This is a genomic window from Cellulomonas sp. JZ18, assembly GCF_009720485.1.
Lineage (GTDB): Bacteria > Actinomycetota > Actinomycetes > Actinomycetales > Cellulomonadaceae > Cellulomonas.
Genome location: NZ_CP045245.1, coordinates 3,000,565 through 3,016,253 on the forward strand (window position 1 = coordinate 3,000,565; position 15,689 = coordinate 3,016,253).

Here is a 15,689-nt window from a genome sequence, read left to right on the forward strand (position 1 = left end):
TTCCTCACTTCGGGTAGGGCACGCCCTCGGCGGCCGGCGGGCGGACGCGGCCGACGAGACCGGCGACGGCGAAGATCGTCGCCAGGTACGGCAGCATCGCGAGCAGCTCGCTGGGGATGGGCGAACCGGTGTTGTTGAGCACGCGGCGCAGGGCGTCGGCGAGCCCGAAGAACAGGGACGCCGCGAGCGCGCCCTTGGGGCTCCACCGGCCGAGGATCATCGCGGCCAGCGCGATGTACCCGCGCCCCGACGTCAGCTCCTTGGTGAACGCGAGGCCGGCGGAGACCAGCGCGGCACCGCCGAGACCGGCGACGGCCGAGCCGAGCACGGTCGAGCGCCAGCGGGTCGGGTTGACCTTGATGCCGACGGTGTCCGCGGCCTTCGGGTGCTCGCCCGCGGCCCGCATGCGCAGCCCCCAGCGGGAGCGGAACACCATGATCTGCAGCGTCGCGACGCCGACGTACATGAGGTAGACGGTCAGCGGGTGGTCGAACAGCACGGGACCGAGCACCGGGATGTCGGCCAGCAGCGGCACCGGCAGGTTCGGCAGGCGCGGCGGGGAGTTCAGCTCCTGCGGGTTGTTCGTCAGGACGGTCGAGAACAGGTAGTTCGTGAGGCCGATGACGAGCACGTTGAGGACGACGCCGACGATGATCTGGTCGACGCGGTACCGGATGGCGAACAGCGCGAGCCCCAGGCCCACGAGCGCACCCGCGAACGGCGCGGCCAGCAGGCCCGCGTAGGGGTTGCCGGTGGTCGACGCGACGACGACCGCGAGGAACGCCCCCGCGAGCAGCTGCCCCTCGATCGCGATGTTGATGATCCCGAGCGCTCGCACAGCAGGCCGGCGAGTGCCCCGAAGACCAGCGGCACGGCGAGCACCACGGCGTTCGTGAGCAGCAGCGTCAGCGGGAACGCCGCCTCCCGGCCCGCCATCACCCACACGAGCAGCGCGAGGAACGCCGCGACGCCCACGACGGCGTACACCCACACCGGCACGCGGCGGCGGGCGCGGGCGCGCACGACCGCGAGCACCGCGGCGGCGAGCGCGACGAGCGAGAGCACGACGGCCGTGGTCCGCGACGGGACCGTGACCGCGCCGATCTGGAACAGGTCGCCGCGCGTGGCCACCTGGAACGTCGTGCTCGCGGCGCCCGAGGTGAACAGCCCGAAGCACACGAGGCTCAGCAGCGCGACGACCGCCGCGCCGACGGGCCCGCGCCAGCGCACGGGCGCCTGCACGGCGGGGACGAGGTGCTCGGCCGACGTCGGCGCGGCGGTCGGGGTCGAGGTCGTGCTCATTCCGGGGCCCCCGCGCGGTCGTGAGCGCAGCGAGCGAACGCGTGGGGAGGGATCACGCCGTCGCCTTCTTCCTGTCGTAGCCGAACAGCGCCGCGGTGCGGTGCGCCAGCGAGAGCTCGCGCACGAGCGGCGGCGCCGCGATGAGGAGGACGATCACGGCCTGGATCACCTGGACCAGGTCGATCGGGGTGCCGGCCGCCGTCTGCATGAGCGGCGACCCGGCGCGCAGCGCGCCGAACAGGAGCGCCGCCAGCGCGGTGCCGAGCGGACGGGAGCGTCCCAGCAGGGCGACCGTGATCGCGTCGAAGCCGATCGCGCCCGCGCTCGACGCCTGGAAGGTGCGGTCCGTGCCGAGGATCTGCATCGCCCCGCCGAGCCCGGCCAGGCCGCCGGCGACCAGCATGACGAGCACGTACATGCGCTCGACCCGGATGCCGGCCGTGCGGGCCGCGTCCTGGTTCGCACCGACGGCGCGGAACCGGAAGCCGAGCGTCGAGCGCTCCATCAGCCACCACACGCCGAAGGCCGCGGCGACCGCCACGAGGAACCCGAGGTGCAGCCGGAACTGCTCGCCGAGCAGCAGCGGCATCACCGCGGTGTCCTGCACGGGCGCGCTGATCGGGCGGGTCGAGCCGGGCTGGCGCAGCACCGCGGTCGTCAGCAGGTACGCCGCGAGGTAGCCCGCGACGGAGTTGAGCATGATCGTGACGATCACCTCGCTCGCGCCGGTGCGGGCCTTGAGGAACCCGGCGATGCCGGCCCACACGCCACCGAGGGCGACCGCCGCGACGCACGCGACGAGCACGTGCACGCCGACCGGCAGGTCGAGCGTCATGCCGACCCAGGCCGCCGCACCGCCGCCCACGAGCACCTGGCCCTGCGCGCCGATGTTGAACAGCCCGGACCGGAAGCCGATCGCGAGCCCGAGGCCCGCGAGCATGAGCGGCACGGACGCGACCATCGTCTCGGTGATCGGCCGGATGCGGCGGGCCCCCTCGGCCTCGTAGTCGAAGATCGAGCCGCGGAAGAGCGCGGAGTAGGTCGAGTAGACGGCGTCCCACGCGGCGGACAGGAAGTCGCCGGGGCGCGCGAAGAAGTACCCCGCCGCGCGCTGCGACGCGGGGTCGGCCGCGACGACGAGCACGGCCGCGACGAGCAGCGCGATGACGATCGCGACGACGACCGTCGCGGTGGTCGAGTCGAGGACGCGCTGCAGGTAGCCGTGCGCGCTCTGCCGCGCGGGGGCGGGGGCGGCCGGCGTCGCCGGCTGCTCGGGCGGGGCCTGGGTGGCGCTCACGCCTGCTCCTCCTTGTCGGTGACGCGGGCACCGGCGGCCGCGGGCGCCTGCGTGGTGCCGGCGGCGGCGGTGTCGGCGGGGGCGGCACCGCCGTCGGACCCACCGGTCGCGGGCTCGGGCCCGGCGGCCTCGGCGTCGGCCGCGCCGAGCGCGGTGTGGTGGCGGGCCGCCTGCGCGCGGGCCTGCTCCAGCGGGACGCCGGCCATCATCAGGCCGAGGACGTCGCGGTCGGCACCCGGCCCGCCGTCGACGACGCCGACGATGGTGCCCCGGTACATGACGGCGATGCGGTCGGCGAGCGCGAGCACCTCGTCGAGCTCGGTGGACACGATGACGACGGGCGTGCCGCCGTCGCGCTCGGCCACGACCCGCTTGTGCACGAACTCGATCGACCCGACGTCGAGGCCGCGCGTCGGCTGCGAGGCGACCAGCAGCCGCAGCGGCCGCGACATCTCGCGCGCCAGGACGACCTTCTGCTGGTTGCCGCCGGACAGGGTGCTCACGGGGTCCTGCACGCTCGTCACGCGGATGTCGAACTCCTCGACCCGCTTCGCCGCGTTCTCGGCGAGCACGGCCGGGGACAGGGAGGCGCGCCGCGCGTACGGAGCCTGGTCGTGCAGGTCGAGCACGAGGTTCTCGGCGATCGAGAACGACGCGACGAGCCCGTCGGTCGTGCGGTCCTCCGGCACGAAGCCGACGCCCGCGCGCAGCACGTCCGCCACGGGGCGCCCGGCGAGGTCGACGCCGTCGAGCGTGAGCGAGCCCGCCGTCGGCGCCCGCAGGCCGAGGATCGTCTCGGTCAGCTCGGTCTGGCCGTTGCCCTGCACGCCGGCGATCGCGAGGATCTCGCCGCGGCGGACCTCGAACGTCACGTCGTCCACGACCGGCACGCCGGTCGGGTCGAGCACCGTGAGGCCGTCGACGCGGAACGTCGCCTCACCGGGGGTGGCGGCCGTCTTGTCGACCGCCAGCGACACGGACCGCCCGACCATGAGCGACGCGAGCTCGACCTCGGAGGCGTCGGGCGTGGCCGTGCCGACCACGCGGCCGCGGCGGATCACGCTGATGTCGTCCGCGACGGCGCGGACCTCGCGGAGCTTGTGGGTGATGAAGACGATCGACGTGCCCGCCTCGCGCAGGCGGCGCATGACGGCGATGAGCTCGTCCGTCTCCTGCGGCGTCAGCACGGCCGTCGGCTCGTCGAGGATGAGCACCTCGGCGTCGCGCGAGAGCGCCTTGATGATCTCGACGCGCTGCTGCACGCCCACCGGCAGGTCCTCGACGAGCGCGTCCGGGTCGACGTCGAACCCGAAGCGGTCGGAGATGTCCCTCACCAGGCGGCGGGCGCGGCCGAGGTCCAGGAGCCCCGCGCCGCGCACGGGCTCGTGACCGAGCACGACGTTCTCGGCCACCGTGAAGACGGGGACGAGCATGAAGTGCTGGTGGACCATGCCGATGCCGGCGGCCATCGCCGCGCCCGGACCGGCGAACGTGCGCGGCTCGCCGTCGACGAGGATCTCGCCGGCGTCCGGCTGGTACAGCCCGTACAGCGTGTTCATGAGCGTCGACTTGCCGGCGCCGTTCTCGCCCAGCAGGGCGTGGATGCGCCCCGGCTCGAAGACCAGGTCGATGCCGTCGTTGGCGACCAGCGGCCCGAACCTCTTGGTGATCCCGCGCAGCTCGAGCCTCACGTCACCACGCCCTTCCGTCGTGCTGTCCCGTCGACGCGTCGCACGCGCCGACACTAACCCGCCGGGGCGCCTGCGCCCCGACGCGCCGGTGGCCCGGGACCTGCGCCCCGGGCCACCGTCCGTCCTGCCGCTGCGTCAGTCCGTGACCGTGTTGGCCGACGGCGACTCGATCTCCAGGTCGCCCTGGACGATCTGCATGCGCAGCTCGTCGAGCTTCGCGGAGAGCTCCTCGGGGACCTGGTCCTCGAAGTCGTGGAACGGCGCGAGGTCCACGCCGCCGTTCTCGAGCGTGCCGACGTACGGCTCGCTGGAGAACTCGCCGTCGACCGCGGCGGAGACCGTGTCGAAGACGGCCGTCGCGATCTGCTTCATGACCGAGGTGAGGATGAGCGAGCGGTACTGGTCGTTCTGCGGCTGCTCGTAGCCGTCGGAGTCGACCCAGATGACCTTGGTGCCCTCGGCCTGGCTGGCGGCGTTGAGCGCACCCGAGCCGACCGGGCCGGCGACGGGGAGGATGACGTCCGCACCGTCCGCGATGAACTGCTCGGTCGTCGTGCGGCCGGCCTCGGTGTCGGAGAAGTTCCCGATCATCGAGCCGTTCTGCGCCTCCTTGTCCCAGCCGAGGAGGCGGACCTGGGTGCCGTTCTCCTCGTTGTACGCGGTGACGCCGTCGGAGAAGCCGTCCATGAAGATCGTGACCGACGGGAACGGCTGGCCGCCGAACGTCGCGACGGTGCCGGTCTCGGACATGCCCGCGGCCAGGTAGCCGGCGAGGTACGCGGCCTCCTGCGTGTTGAACAGCAGCGGCTTGGCGTTCTCGATCTCGACCGGGTTGAACTCGTCGTCCTGGAAGGCCGAGTCGACGAGCGCGAACTCGACGTCCGTGTTGGCCTCGGCGGCCTCCTGGATGGCGTCCTCGAGCGCGAAGCCGACGCCGATGATGAGGTCGCAGCCCTGCTGGACCATCGAGTCCACGTTCTGCGTGTACTGGCTGGGGTCGGCGGACTCGGCGGTCTTGATCTCGATGCCGAGCTCCTCCTGCGCCCGCTCGAGGCCCTGGTAGCCGGACTCGTTGAACGAGGCGTCGTCGAAGCCACCCTCGTCGGACACCATGCAGGCGGTGAAGTCGACGCCGGCGCCGCCGGTCGCGGTGGCGCCGCCGGTCGCGCCGCCCTCCTCGGGCGCGCTGCCGCACGCCGCCAGGGCGAGCGCCGCGACACCGCTCAGCGCCGCCACTCGGATGATGTTCTTCACGGTGGTTCTGCTCCCACTACTCGTCGTCGCGCGTCACGGCGACCCGCACCCCTTGCGCAGCGGCGCTGCGGCGCAGGCGTACGGGACCGGTCGGCAGGATCACCGTGGACACTAGGCCCGCCGACGTGACCGGGGCGTTACCAGCGGGTATCCGCGCAGCAACCGTGATCGATTCGCAACCTGTTCCCGCGTCCCGGACGGGGCGTCCGTGGCATGAGACACACCCGCGCCCGGGCGGGAGCGGGACGCACCGGACGAAGGCGTCAGGCGCGGACCGGACGCTCCGCGGGGTCCGGTGCGGCCCGGCCGGCGAGCTGCGCGGTGCGCGCCAGCAGCAGCGCCCCGGCCTCGACGGCCCGCTCGTCCACCCGCAGGTCCCCCTGGTGGATGTCGTAGGTGTGCCCGCCGGGCGTGCGGGTGCCCAGCCGCGCCATCGCCCCGGGCACCTTCTGCAGGTACCAGGCGAAGTCCTCGCCCCCGAGCGACTGCTCGGTGAGCCGCACGGCATCCGGCCCGAGCACGTCGCGCGCCGCGGCCTCCAGCACCGCCGTCGCACCCGCGCGGTTCTCCACCGGCGGGACGCCCCGCGCGTGCTTGACCTCGACCTCGACGCCCAGGGGCCGCACGACGTCGTGCACCGCCGCCTCCAGCACGCGCGACGCGTGCTCCCAGGCCCGCACGTCCAGGCACCGCAGGGTGCCCATGACCGTGCCCGTCGACGGGATCGCGTTGTGCACCGTGCCCGCGCGCACCGCGCCCCAGGTGAGGTTGACGCCGGACCGGGGGTCGAGCCGCCGGCCCAGCACGGCCGGGACCTGCGTGACGACCTGGCCCAGCGCGAACACCACGTCACCGGTCAGGTGCGGGCGCGACGTGTGCCCGCCGTCACCCGTGAGCGTCACCGTCACCTCGTCCGACGCGGACGTGATGGGGCCGATGCGCGTGCCGACCAGGCCCACGTCGAGCTTGGGGTCGCAGTGCACCGCGAAGATCCGCTCGACGCCGTCGAGGCCGCCGGCCGCCATGACGTCCAGCGACCCGCCGGGCTGGACCTCCTCCGCAGGCTGGAAGACCAGGCGCACGCCGGCGTCGAGCCGGTCCGCGACGCGGGCGAGCGCGAGGCCCGCACCCAGCACCACGGCCGTGTGCACGTCGTGGCCGCACGCGTGCGCGACGCCGCGGACCGACGACGACCACGGCAGGCGGCACGTGTCGGGCACCGGCAGCGCGTCCAGGTCGGCGCGCAGGGCCACCCGGCGCGCCCCGCGCGGTCCGACGGTGGGTCCGATGTCGCACCACAGCCCGGACCCCGGCAGCAGGTGGGGGTGCAGGCCCGCGTCCCGCAGCGCCTCGGCGACGACCCGTGTGGTGCGCTCCTCGGTCCGGGCGAGCTCGGGGTGGGCGTGCAGGTCCCGGCGGATCGCCACGAGCCGGTCGCGCAGCCCCGCGACGACGTGCGCGAGCTCCGCCGCCTCCGGGTCCGACGGTGCCGGCGCGAGCGAGCGCAGCGGGGCGACCACCTGCTCGACGGCTCCCGTCCCGCCCCCGCCGTCCCCCACCGGGACCGGGGGCCGCAGGTCGCCGGTGGCGGGTGCGTCGGACGTCAGTGGGCGGTCGGAGGGAGCGGCGGGCACGTCCTCGACTGTAATCCGTCCCCTCAGAGCAGGTCCTCGCGGCCCCGTCCGCGCCACGCGTCGACGGCCTCCTTGACGCGCTGGGCGTGCGCGCGCGTCGTGACGAGCACCGCGTCCGGCGTGTCGACGACGACCGCGTCCGGCACCCCGACCACGCTCACGGTGCGCCCGCCCGCCACGACGACGCTGCCCGGGGCGTCGACGCGCAGCACGGCGCCCGGCTCGCCGAGCGTCGCCTCCCCCGCCGCGTCGGCCAGCAGCCCGCCCAGCGACGCGAAGTCCCCGACGTCGTCCCAGCCGAACCCGCCGGGCACGACGGCGACGCCGCCCGCGGCGGCGACCGGCTCGGCGATCGCGTGGTCGATGGCGATGCGGGTGAGGCCCCGCCACGTGTCCGCCAGGCGCGCCTCGCGCTCCGGCCCGTCCCACGCGGCCGCGACCCGGCGCAGGCCGTCGTGCAGCGCGGGCAGCTGGGCCGCCAGGTGGTCGAGCAGCACGCGCGCGCGCACCACGAACATGCCCGCGTTCCAGCTGTAGCGGCCCGTGGCGAGGTACTCCGCGGCGGTCTGCGCGTCCGGCTTCTCGGTGAACCCCTCGACGTGCCGCGCGGCGGGTGCGCCGTCGACCCCGAGCGGCGCGCCGGCGCGCACGTAGCCGAAGGCGGTCGAGGGGCTCGTCGCCTCGATCCCCACGGTCACGACGTAGCCCGCGCGCGCCGCCTCGACGGCCTCGCGCACCGTCGCGCCGAACGCGTCGGCGCCCGTGATCACGTGGTCGGCGGCGAACGAGCCGAGCACGACGTCCGGCCCGTGCCGCTCGAGCAGCACGGCCGCCGCGAGACCGATCGCGGCCATCGAGTCGCGCGGGCTCGGCTCCGCGAGCACGTCGTCCGGGCCCAGCTCGGGCAGCTGCGCGGCGACCGCGTCGGCGTGCCGCCGGCCCGTCACCACCAGCACGTGCCCCGGCCCGGTCAGCGGGAGCAGCCGGTCGACGGTCGCCTGCAGGAGCGTGCGCCCGCTGCCCGTGAGGTCGAGCAGGAACTTCGGGCGGCCGGCGCGGCTGAGCGGCCACAGGCGCGTGCCGGCGCCGCCGGCGGGGACGACGGCGTGGAGGTCGGGGATCGGCGACGCGGCGGCGGTGGGCATGCGCTGACGCTAGCGAGCCGGGCTGTCCCGCCGGGGCCCGTCCGGGCCGCACCTCGCGTAGCACCGTCTCAGGCTGTGGACTTGGTCACAAAGTCCCGGTCGCACGGGTCGTGGGGGCCGTGACGGCCGCGTGGGCGGTCGCAGGGGTCATTACAGTGAGGCTCACCCCCGGACATCGTCGTCCACGCCGACTCGCCCCAGGAGGCACCACCGTGTCCACTGCGCCCACCGCGCCCGCGCGGCCGGCCGGAACGCTCTACCGCGGGCGCGAAGGCATGTGGTCGTGGGTCGCGCACCGGGTCACCGGCTTCGCGATCTTCTTCTTCCTTCTCGTGCACGTGCTCGACACGTCGCTCGTGCGCGTCTCGCCGGAGGCGTACAACGACGTCATCGGCACGTACAAGAACCCGGTCATGGGGCTCGGCGAGGCCGGTCTGGTGCTGGCGATCGTGTTCCACGCCTTCAACGGCCTGCGGATCATCCTCGTCGACTTCTGGTGGCAGGGGACCCGGTACCAGCGGGTCATGCTCTGGGTCGTCATGGGCCTGGTCGTCGTGACGATGGCCGGCTTCCTGCCCCGTCACCTCATGAACGTGTTCGGAGGCCACTGACCATGACGACGATCGCGGACCCCAAGGCCCCGCGGCCCTCGCGCCCCGGCCCGACCCGCCGCTCCACGCACGGCAACACCGAGATGATCGCGTGGCTGTTCATGCGCGTGTCCGGCGTGATCCTGGTCGTGCTGATCTTCGGGCACCTGTTCGTCAACCTCGTGCAGGGCGAGGGCATCAGCGCCATCGACTTCGGCTTCGTCGCCGGCAAGTGGGCGTCGCCGTTCTGGCAGGTCTGGGACCTGCTCATGCTCTGGCTCGCGATGATCCACGGCGCCAACGGCGTCCGCACGATCATCAGCGACTACGCCGAGAAGGACTCGACGCGGATCGTCCTCAAGAGCCTGCTCTACGTCGCCACCGTCGTGGTGGTCGTGCTCGGCACGCTCGTCATCTTCACGTTCGACCCGTGCCCCCCGAACAGCCCGACGGACCTGCTGCCGTCGTTCTGCACGGCCTGACCGGCCGGCCCCCGGCACCCGTCGCCCCCACACCCAGGAAGGCATCGCCCTCGATGCAGACCCACCAGTACGACGTCGTCATCGTCGGCGCGGGCGGCGCCGGGATGCGCGCCGCGCTCGAGTCGTCGACCCGCGTGCGCACCGCCGTCATCTCCAAGCTCTACCCCACCCGCTCCCACACCGGCGCGGCCCAGGGCGGCATGTGCGCCGCCCTCGCCAACGTCGAGGAGGACAACTGGGAGTGGCACACGTTCGACACCGTCAAGGGCGGTGACTACCTCGTCGACCAGGACGCGGCCGAGGTGATGGCCAAGGAGGCCATCGACGCGGTGCTCGACCTGGAGAAGATGGGCCTGCCCTTCAACCGCACGCCTGAGGGCCGCATCGACCAGCGCCGGTTCGGCGGGCACACCCGCAACCACGGCGAGGCCGCGGTCCGCCGCTCCTGCTACGCCGCGGACCGCACGGGTCACATGATCCTGCAGACGCTGTACCAGCAGTGCGTGAAGAACGAGGTCGAGTTCTTCAACGAGTTCTACGTGCTCGACCTGCTCGTCGACCACGACCTCGCGGCGTCCCCCGTCGCCGAGGGCGAGGAGGTCAACGTCTCCGGCGTCGTCGCCTACGAGCTCGCGACCGGCGAAATCCACGTCTTCCAGGCCAAGTCGGTCGTGCTCGCCACGGGCGGCGCCGGCAAGATCTACAAGACGACGTCGAACGCGCACACGCTGACCGGCGACGGCATGGCGCTCGCCTACCGCCGCGGCATCCCGCTCGAGGACATGGAGTTCTTCCAGTTCCACCCGACGGGTCTCGCGGGCCTCGGCATCCTGCTCTCGGAGGCCGCACGCGGCGAGGGCGGCATCCTGCGCAACGCCGACGGCGAGCGGTTCATGGAGCGCTACGCCCCCACGATCAAGGACCTCGCGCCGCGCGACATCGTCGCCCGGTCGATGGCGAACGAGGTGCGCGAGGGCCGCGGCGCCGGGCCGAACAAGGACTACGTCCTGCTCGACCTGACGCACCTCGAGCCCGCGCACATCGACGCCAAGCTCCCCGACATCACCGAGTTCGCGCGCACGTACCTCGGCATCGAGCCCTACACCGAGCCGGTGCCGGTCTACCCGACCGCGCACTACGCCATGGGCGGGATCCCGACGAACATCGAGGGCGAGGTGCTGCGCAACAGCACCGACGTCATCAAGGGCCTGTACGCCGCCGGCGAGGTCGCGTGCGTGTCCGTGCACGGCTCGAACCGGCTCGGCACGAACTCGCTGCTCGACATCAACGTGTTCGGCAAGCGCGCGGGCCGGTCCGCCGCCGCGTACGCCGCCGGCGCGTCCTGGGTCGAGCTGCCCGAGGACCCGGCGGGCGTCGTGACGGCGGAGCTCGAGGGGATCCGCACGCGTCCCGACGGCGAGCGGGTCGCGGACATCCGCCGCGCGCTGCAGGAGACGATGGACGCGAACGCCCAGGTGTTCCGCACCGAGGACTCCCTGCGCACCGCGCTCGACGACATCCGTGCCCTGCGCAAGCGGTACACGGCCGTGAGCGTCCAGGACAAGAGCCGCACGTTCAACACCGACCTCCTCGAGGCCGTCGAGCTCGGCTTCCTGCTCGACATCGCCGAGACCGTCGTCGTGGGCGCCCTCAACCGCAAGGAGTCGCGCGGCGGGCACTTCCGCGAGGACTTCCCCGACCGCGACGACGCCGGCTACATGCGGCACACCATGGCCTACCGCCGCCCGGTCGGTCTGGACGGCGCCGCCGCCGAGGGCGGCGACGCCGAGGGTGCGTTCGCCCACGCGGAGCCGTTCGACGGGTACCAGGTGGTGCTCGGCTCGAAGCCCGTGATCATGACCCGCTACCAGCCGATGGAGCGCAAGTACTGATGACCGCCACAGCCGAAGCCCCCGCCGCCGAGGTCGGTGCCGTCCCGTCGTTCGAGGTCACGCTGAAGATCCGGCGCTTCCTCCCGTCCGACGAGGACATCCCGGCCTTCGGCGAGTCCTTCCAGGCCGAGCCCCGCTGGGACGAGTTCACGGTCACCGTGCACGGCACGGACCGCGTCCTCGACGCCCTGCACAAGATCAAGTGGGAGCACGACGGCTCCCTGACGTTCCGCCGCTCGTGCGCGCACGGCATCTGCGGGTCCGACGCCATGCGCATCAACGGCCGCAACCGCCTCGCGTGCAAGACGCTGCTCAAGGACCTCGACCCGAGCAAGCCGATCGTCGTCGAGCCCATCAAGGGCCTGCCGGTGGTCAAGGACCTCGTCGTCGACATGGAGCCGTTCTTCGCGTCCTACCGCGAGATCATGCCGTTCCTCATCACCACGGGGACCGAGCCGACCAAGGAGCGCCTGCAGTCGCCGCAGCAGCGCGAGCGCTTCGACGACACCACGAAGTGCATCCTGTGCGCCGCGTGCACGTCGTCCTGCCCGGTGTTCTGGACCGACGGGCAGTACTTCGGCCCGGCGGCGATCGTCAACGCGCACCGGTTCATCTTCGACAGCCGCGACGAGGGCGGTGCGCAGCGCCTCGAGATCCTCAACGACAAGGAGGGCGTGTGGCGCTGCCGCACGACCTTCAACTGCACCGAGGCGTGCCCCCGCGGCATCGAGGTGACGAAGGCCATCCAGGAGGTCAAGCGCGCGATGATCACGCGCGCCTTCTGACGCGGGACCCGTTTCCGCTCGACCGTCGGCGGGCACGCGCGAGAGGATCGCGCGTGCCCGCCGACGTGTTCCCACCCCCTCCCCCGCGCTGGGTGGAGCCCGAGCCCGCCGTCCCCGGGACGCCGCTGCCGGGCGGCAACGTCGGCGGTGCCGTACGGGTCGGTGGCACCGTCCGCCGCCCCACCGGCCCCTGGACGCCCGCCGTGCACGCGCTGCTGCGCCACGTGCGCGCACGGGGCCTGGACGGCGTGCCCGAGCCCCTCGGCGTGGACGACGCCGGGCGGGAGGTGCTGACGTACCTGCCGGGCGTCCCCGTGGACCTCGCGGAGGTGACGGACGGGCGCCTGGCGTCCGCGGCGGCCTGGCTCGCGCGGTACCACGCCGCCGTCGCGGACCTCCGGCCCGGGCCCGTGCGGTGGCGCTTCGAGGAGCGCGACCTGCTCCCCCACGAGATCGTCTGCCACCACGACGCGACGCTCTACAACATGCTCGTCGCCGCGCCCGGCTCGGACGAGGTCGTCGGCGTCGTCGACTGGGACGTCGCGGGGCCGGGGGTGCCGCTCGACGAGCTCGCGATGCTCGCGTGGAGCGGCGTGCCGTTCTACGCCGACCCCGGCCCGGCCGAGGGGGCGCGCCGGCTGCGGCTCCTGGTCGACGCGTACGCGGGCCAGGCCGCCCGCGTCGGTGGCGTGCCGCCGGCCGTGGACGACGTCGCGCGGCACGTGGTCGTGCGGATGCGCGCTGCGGGAGCCCGCATCGCGGCGGGGCAGGCCGCCGGCGACCCGGGGATGCTCAACCTCGCCCGCGTGGGCGAGCCCGCCCGCACCGCCGCGCAGGTCGACCGCTACGCCGACGCGCTGCCGGCCCTCCTCGCGGCGCTGGCGTCGGCCTCCTCGCCGGGCTGAGCCTGCGCGGGGTCGACGAAGGGCGGGTCGGCCGTCCACGCGGCGGCGAGCAGCACGATCCGGGCGATGAGGTTGACCCACAGCAGCAGCACGACGACCGCGGCGAACGACGCCAGCACGGGGTCCTCCTGCACCGACCCGGACACGACCGAGGTGCCGAGCACCCGCACCACCCCGAGGCCCGTCGCGGCGATCGCCGCACCCCCGAGCAGGTCGAGCCGCGGCGGCGCCTGGCCGGCGAGCACGCGCACGAGCATGACGAAGAGCGCGGCGTCGACGACGAACGCCACGGCGATGCCCAGCGCGCGCACGACGACGCCGGAGCCCTCGTCCCAGCCCACGACGTCGAGCAGCCAGTCCGCGGCGGTGGTGACGCCGAGCGTGACCACCGCGGACAGCAGCACCGCGAGCCCGATGCCGACGAACCCGCCGAGCTCGCGCAGCTTGCCGAGCACCACGTTCTCCGCGGGGTGCACGCCGAACATCGCCCGCACGGCCGTGCGCAGCGCCGCGATGGCGCGGATGCCGGTGAACACGAGCACACCGGTCGCGACGATCCCGGCCCACGACAGGCCCGTCGACAGCTGCAGCTGGGAGGGCTTCAGCAGACCGCCCCCGCCGGTGTCCACCAGACCGGGGAGAGAGGCGTCGACCGTCTCGAGCACGGTCGACCGCAGCGAGTCGTTGCGGCCGAGGACGGCCGTGAAGACCGTCCAGCCGATCGTCAGGCCCGCGAAGATGGAGAACAGCGCAGCGTACGCGATCCCGCCCGTGAGGACCCCGCCGCCCGCCCGGCCGAAGCGGGCGTTGGCGCGCGCGGGGCGCGTGTGGTTCCACCACGCGAGCAGTGCCTGCCCGCGCGCGACGAGCCCGGCGAGGCCGGGCGCCCAGCGCCGCTCCGTCGGGGGGTCGGGTGCGGCCGCCGCCGCCGTCCGGTGCGCCGCACCCGCCCCGGAGGCCGGGCGCACCACGGTGCGCTCCGTCGGGGTGCGGGGGCGCGTCATGGCCCGAATCTAGGTCGGCCGCACCGCCGCGGCATCCGGACGCCCCTGGGGGGTCCGGCCGTCGGCCGGGACGTCCCCGGACAGGGCGAACGCACGTTCCTGCCGCCACGCGCGCCCGTCGTGGACGTACCGGTGCAGGTGCGTCACGAGGAACGACGCCTCGTAGCCGCCCATCGCCGCCTGCGCGGCGTCCAGCGCGGCGTCGTCGAGCGCGTGCGCGACGGTGACGTGCGGGTGGTACGGGTAGCGGGGCTCGTGCGCGAGCGGACCCGTGCGCAGCGCCCGCTCGAGCGCGGTGCACTCGTCCGCGCCCCGCACCAGCGGCACGAACACCACGGGGGTGACGGGCCGGAAGGTGCCGGCGCCGCGCAGGTGCACCTCGAACGGGCCGTGCGCGGCGGCGACCGTGCGCAGGTGGTCGTCCAGCGCGGCGGTCCGCGCGGCCGGCACGGGCAGGGGGCCCACGAGCGTGACGTGCGGCTGCACGTGCGCGGCGTCGGGGTCTCCGGTCCGGGCGCGTGCGTCGGCCAGCTCCCCCCGGTACGGCTCCGGGAGGGTCACGGCGACGCCGACGAGGCGCTCGCCGGGACCGCACGCCGGGAGCCTCACGGGCGCGTCCGCCGCCGGGGCAGCAGGCCGGTGCGGTCGTACACCCGCTCGAGCGTGGGCACCGCCAGGTCGCGCGCCCGCTCGGCCCCGTCCGCGAGCACGTCGTCGAGCGCGGACGGGTCCGACAGGTAGTGGTGCACGCGCTCCTGGAACGGCGTCAGGAAGTCGACGACCACGTCGGCCAGGTCCTTCTTGAGGTCGCCGTACCCCTTGCCGGCGTAGTCGGCCTCGAGGCTCGGGACGCTGCGTCCGGAGAGCGCCGACAGGATGGTCAGCAGGTTCGACACCCCCGGCTTGGCGACCGGGTCGTAGCGGATCTCCCGCTCGGTGTCGGTGACGGCCGACCGGATGCGCTTGGCCACGACCTTCGGGTCGTCGAGCAGCTCGATGAGCCCGTTCGGGCTCTCCGCGGACTTGCTCATCTTCGACGTCGGGTCCTGCAGGTCGTAGATCTTCGCGGTCGCGGAGACGATGTACGGCTCCGGGACGACGACCGTGCCGGCGCCGAAGCGCGAGTTGAGCCGCTGCGCGAGGTCCCGGGTGAGCTCCAGGTGCTGGCGCTGGTCCTCACCGACCGGCACGAGCGCCGTGTCGTACAGCAGGATGTCCGCGGCCATGAGCACCGGGTAGGTGAAGAGGCCGACGGTCGTGCCCTCGGTGCCCTGCTTCGCCGACTTGTCCTTGAACTGCGTCATGCGCGACGCCTCGCCGAAGCCCGTGAGGCACGACAGGACCCACGCGAGCTCCGCGTGCTCGGGCACGTGCGACTGGACGAACAGCACCGACCGCGCCGGGTCGACACCCGCCGCCAGGTACTGCGCGGCCGTCCGCCGCGTCCGCTCGCGCAGCACCCGCGGGTCCGGCGCGACCGTGAGCGCGTGCAGGTCGACGACGCAGTAGATGGCCTCGTGGCTGTCCTGCAGGGCGACCCACTGCGTGAGGGCGCCGAGGTAGTTGCCCAGCTGCAGCGAGTCCGACGTCGGCTGCATGCCGGAGAAGATCCGGCTCGCGGCCGGCGCCGTGCTCCGCGGCGACGACGAGGGCAGCACCTGGGTCATGCGAGGGCCTCCTGGGGAGAGACGAGCGGGACGTCCAGCGG

The 15,689-nt window shown here is 73.9% G+C and carries 14 protein-coding genes; 5 read left to right on the forward strand and 9 right to left on the reverse strand.

Annotated features, from left to right (window positions below; all coding sequences use genetic code 11):
- Nucleotides 1-4: 4 nt before the first annotated feature.
- The 6 genes from GC089_RS20165 to GC089_RS13610 form a co-directional block, all read right to left on the reverse strand.
- A complete protein-coding gene (locus GC089_RS20165; protein ID WP_370514007.1) occupies nt 5-838 on the reverse strand; it encodes an ABC transporter permease in 834 nt (277 codons plus the stop codon).
- Between the two features lie 516 nt (nt 839-1,354).
- Entirely contained in the window at nt 1,355-2,599 is a 1,245-nt protein-coding gene (locus GC089_RS13590; protein ID WP_155378105.1) for an ABC transporter permease, read from the reverse strand.
- Nucleotides 2,596-4,290, reverse strand: a complete 1,695-nt coding sequence (locus GC089_RS13595) for an ABC transporter ATP-binding protein (RefSeq protein WP_155378106.1) — start codon at nt 4,288-4,290, stop codon at nt 2,596-2,598. Before GC089_RS13595 ends, GC089_RS13590 begins: the two co-directional genes overlap by 4 nt.
- 135 nt (nt 4,291-4,425) lie before the next feature.
- Nucleotides 4,426-5,544, reverse strand: a complete 1,119-nt coding sequence (locus tag GC089_RS13600) for a BMP family protein (RefSeq protein WP_155378107.1) — start codon at nt 5,542-5,544, stop codon at nt 4,426-4,428.
- Nucleotides 5,545-5,807: 263 nt separating this feature from the next.
- Nucleotides 5,808-7,064 (reverse strand): amidohydrolase, encoded by a 1,257-nt coding sequence (locus GC089_RS13605; protein WP_155379234.1) that lies wholly within the window; start codon nt 7,062-7,064, stop codon nt 5,808-5,810.
- A gap of 137 nt (nt 7,065-7,201) precedes the next feature.
- A complete protein-coding gene (locus GC089_RS13610; RefSeq protein WP_155378108.1) occupies nt 7,202-8,323 on the reverse strand; it encodes a mannose-1-phosphate guanylyltransferase in 1,122 nt (373 codons plus the stop codon).
- A 212-nt stretch (nt 8,324-8,535) separates the two neighbouring features.
- On the opposite strand from GC089_RS13610, the gene sdhC reads away from it, so the two are divergent.
- From sdhC to GC089_RS13635, 5 genes are read left to right on the forward strand one after another with little or no spacing between them, the layout of a single operon-like run.
- Nucleotides 8,536-8,934 carry a succinate dehydrogenase, cytochrome b556 subunit gene (sdhC, locus tag GC089_RS13615; RefSeq protein ID WP_155378109.1) on the forward strand — a complete coding sequence of 133 codons (399 nt, stop codon included), beginning with the start codon at nt 8,536-8,538 and terminating at the stop codon, nt 8,932-8,934.
- Between the two features lie 2 nt (nt 8,935-8,936).
- Nucleotides 8,937-9,395, forward strand: a complete 459-nt coding sequence (sdhD, locus tag GC089_RS13620; RefSeq protein ID WP_155378110.1) for a succinate dehydrogenase, hydrophobic membrane anchor protein — start codon at nt 8,937-8,939, stop codon at nt 9,393-9,395.
- A 53-nt stretch (nt 9,396-9,448) separates the two neighbouring features.
- A complete protein-coding gene (gene sdhA / locus GC089_RS13625; RefSeq protein WP_155378111.1) occupies nt 9,449-11,287 on the forward strand; it encodes a succinate dehydrogenase flavoprotein subunit in 1,839 nt (612 codons plus the stop codon).
- Nucleotides 11,287-12,072 carry a succinate dehydrogenase iron-sulfur subunit gene (locus tag GC089_RS13630; RefSeq protein ID WP_155378112.1) on the forward strand — a complete coding sequence of 262 codons (786 nt, stop codon included), beginning with the start codon at nt 11,287-11,289 and terminating at the stop codon, nt 12,070-12,072. Before sdhA ends, GC089_RS13630 begins: the two co-directional genes overlap by 1 nt.
- A gap of 53 nt (nt 12,073-12,125) precedes the next feature.
- Nucleotides 12,126-12,977 (forward strand): aminoglycoside phosphotransferase family protein, encoded by an 852-nt coding sequence (locus GC089_RS13635; protein ID WP_155378113.1) that lies wholly within the window; start codon nt 12,126-12,128, stop codon nt 12,975-12,977.
- Here the strand turns inward: GC089_RS13635 and GC089_RS13640 are convergent.
- From GC089_RS13640 to trpS, 3 genes are read right to left on the reverse strand one after another with little or no spacing between them, the layout of a single operon-like run.
- Nucleotides 12,917-13,981, reverse strand: coding sequence for a YihY/virulence factor BrkB family protein (locus GC089_RS13640; RefSeq protein ID WP_155378114.1), 1,065 nt, complete (start codon nt 13,979-13,981; stop codon nt 12,917-12,919). The two genes, GC089_RS13635 and GC089_RS13640, sit on opposite strands and share 61 nt — an antisense overlap.
- 9 nt (nt 13,982-13,990) lie before the next feature.
- On the reverse strand, nt 13,991-14,590 hold the full coding sequence (locus GC089_RS13645; RefSeq protein WP_155378115.1) for a 2'-5' RNA ligase family protein: 600 nt from the start codon (nt 14,588-14,590) through the stop codon (nt 13,991-13,993).
- On the reverse strand, nt 14,587-15,648 hold the full coding sequence (trpS, locus tag GC089_RS13650; protein WP_155378116.1) for a tryptophan--tRNA ligase: 1,062 nt from the start codon (nt 15,646-15,648) through the stop codon (nt 14,587-14,589). The genes GC089_RS13645 and trpS overlap by 4 nt, the downstream gene beginning before the upstream one ends.
- Nucleotides 15,649-15,689 lie beyond the last annotated feature (41 nt).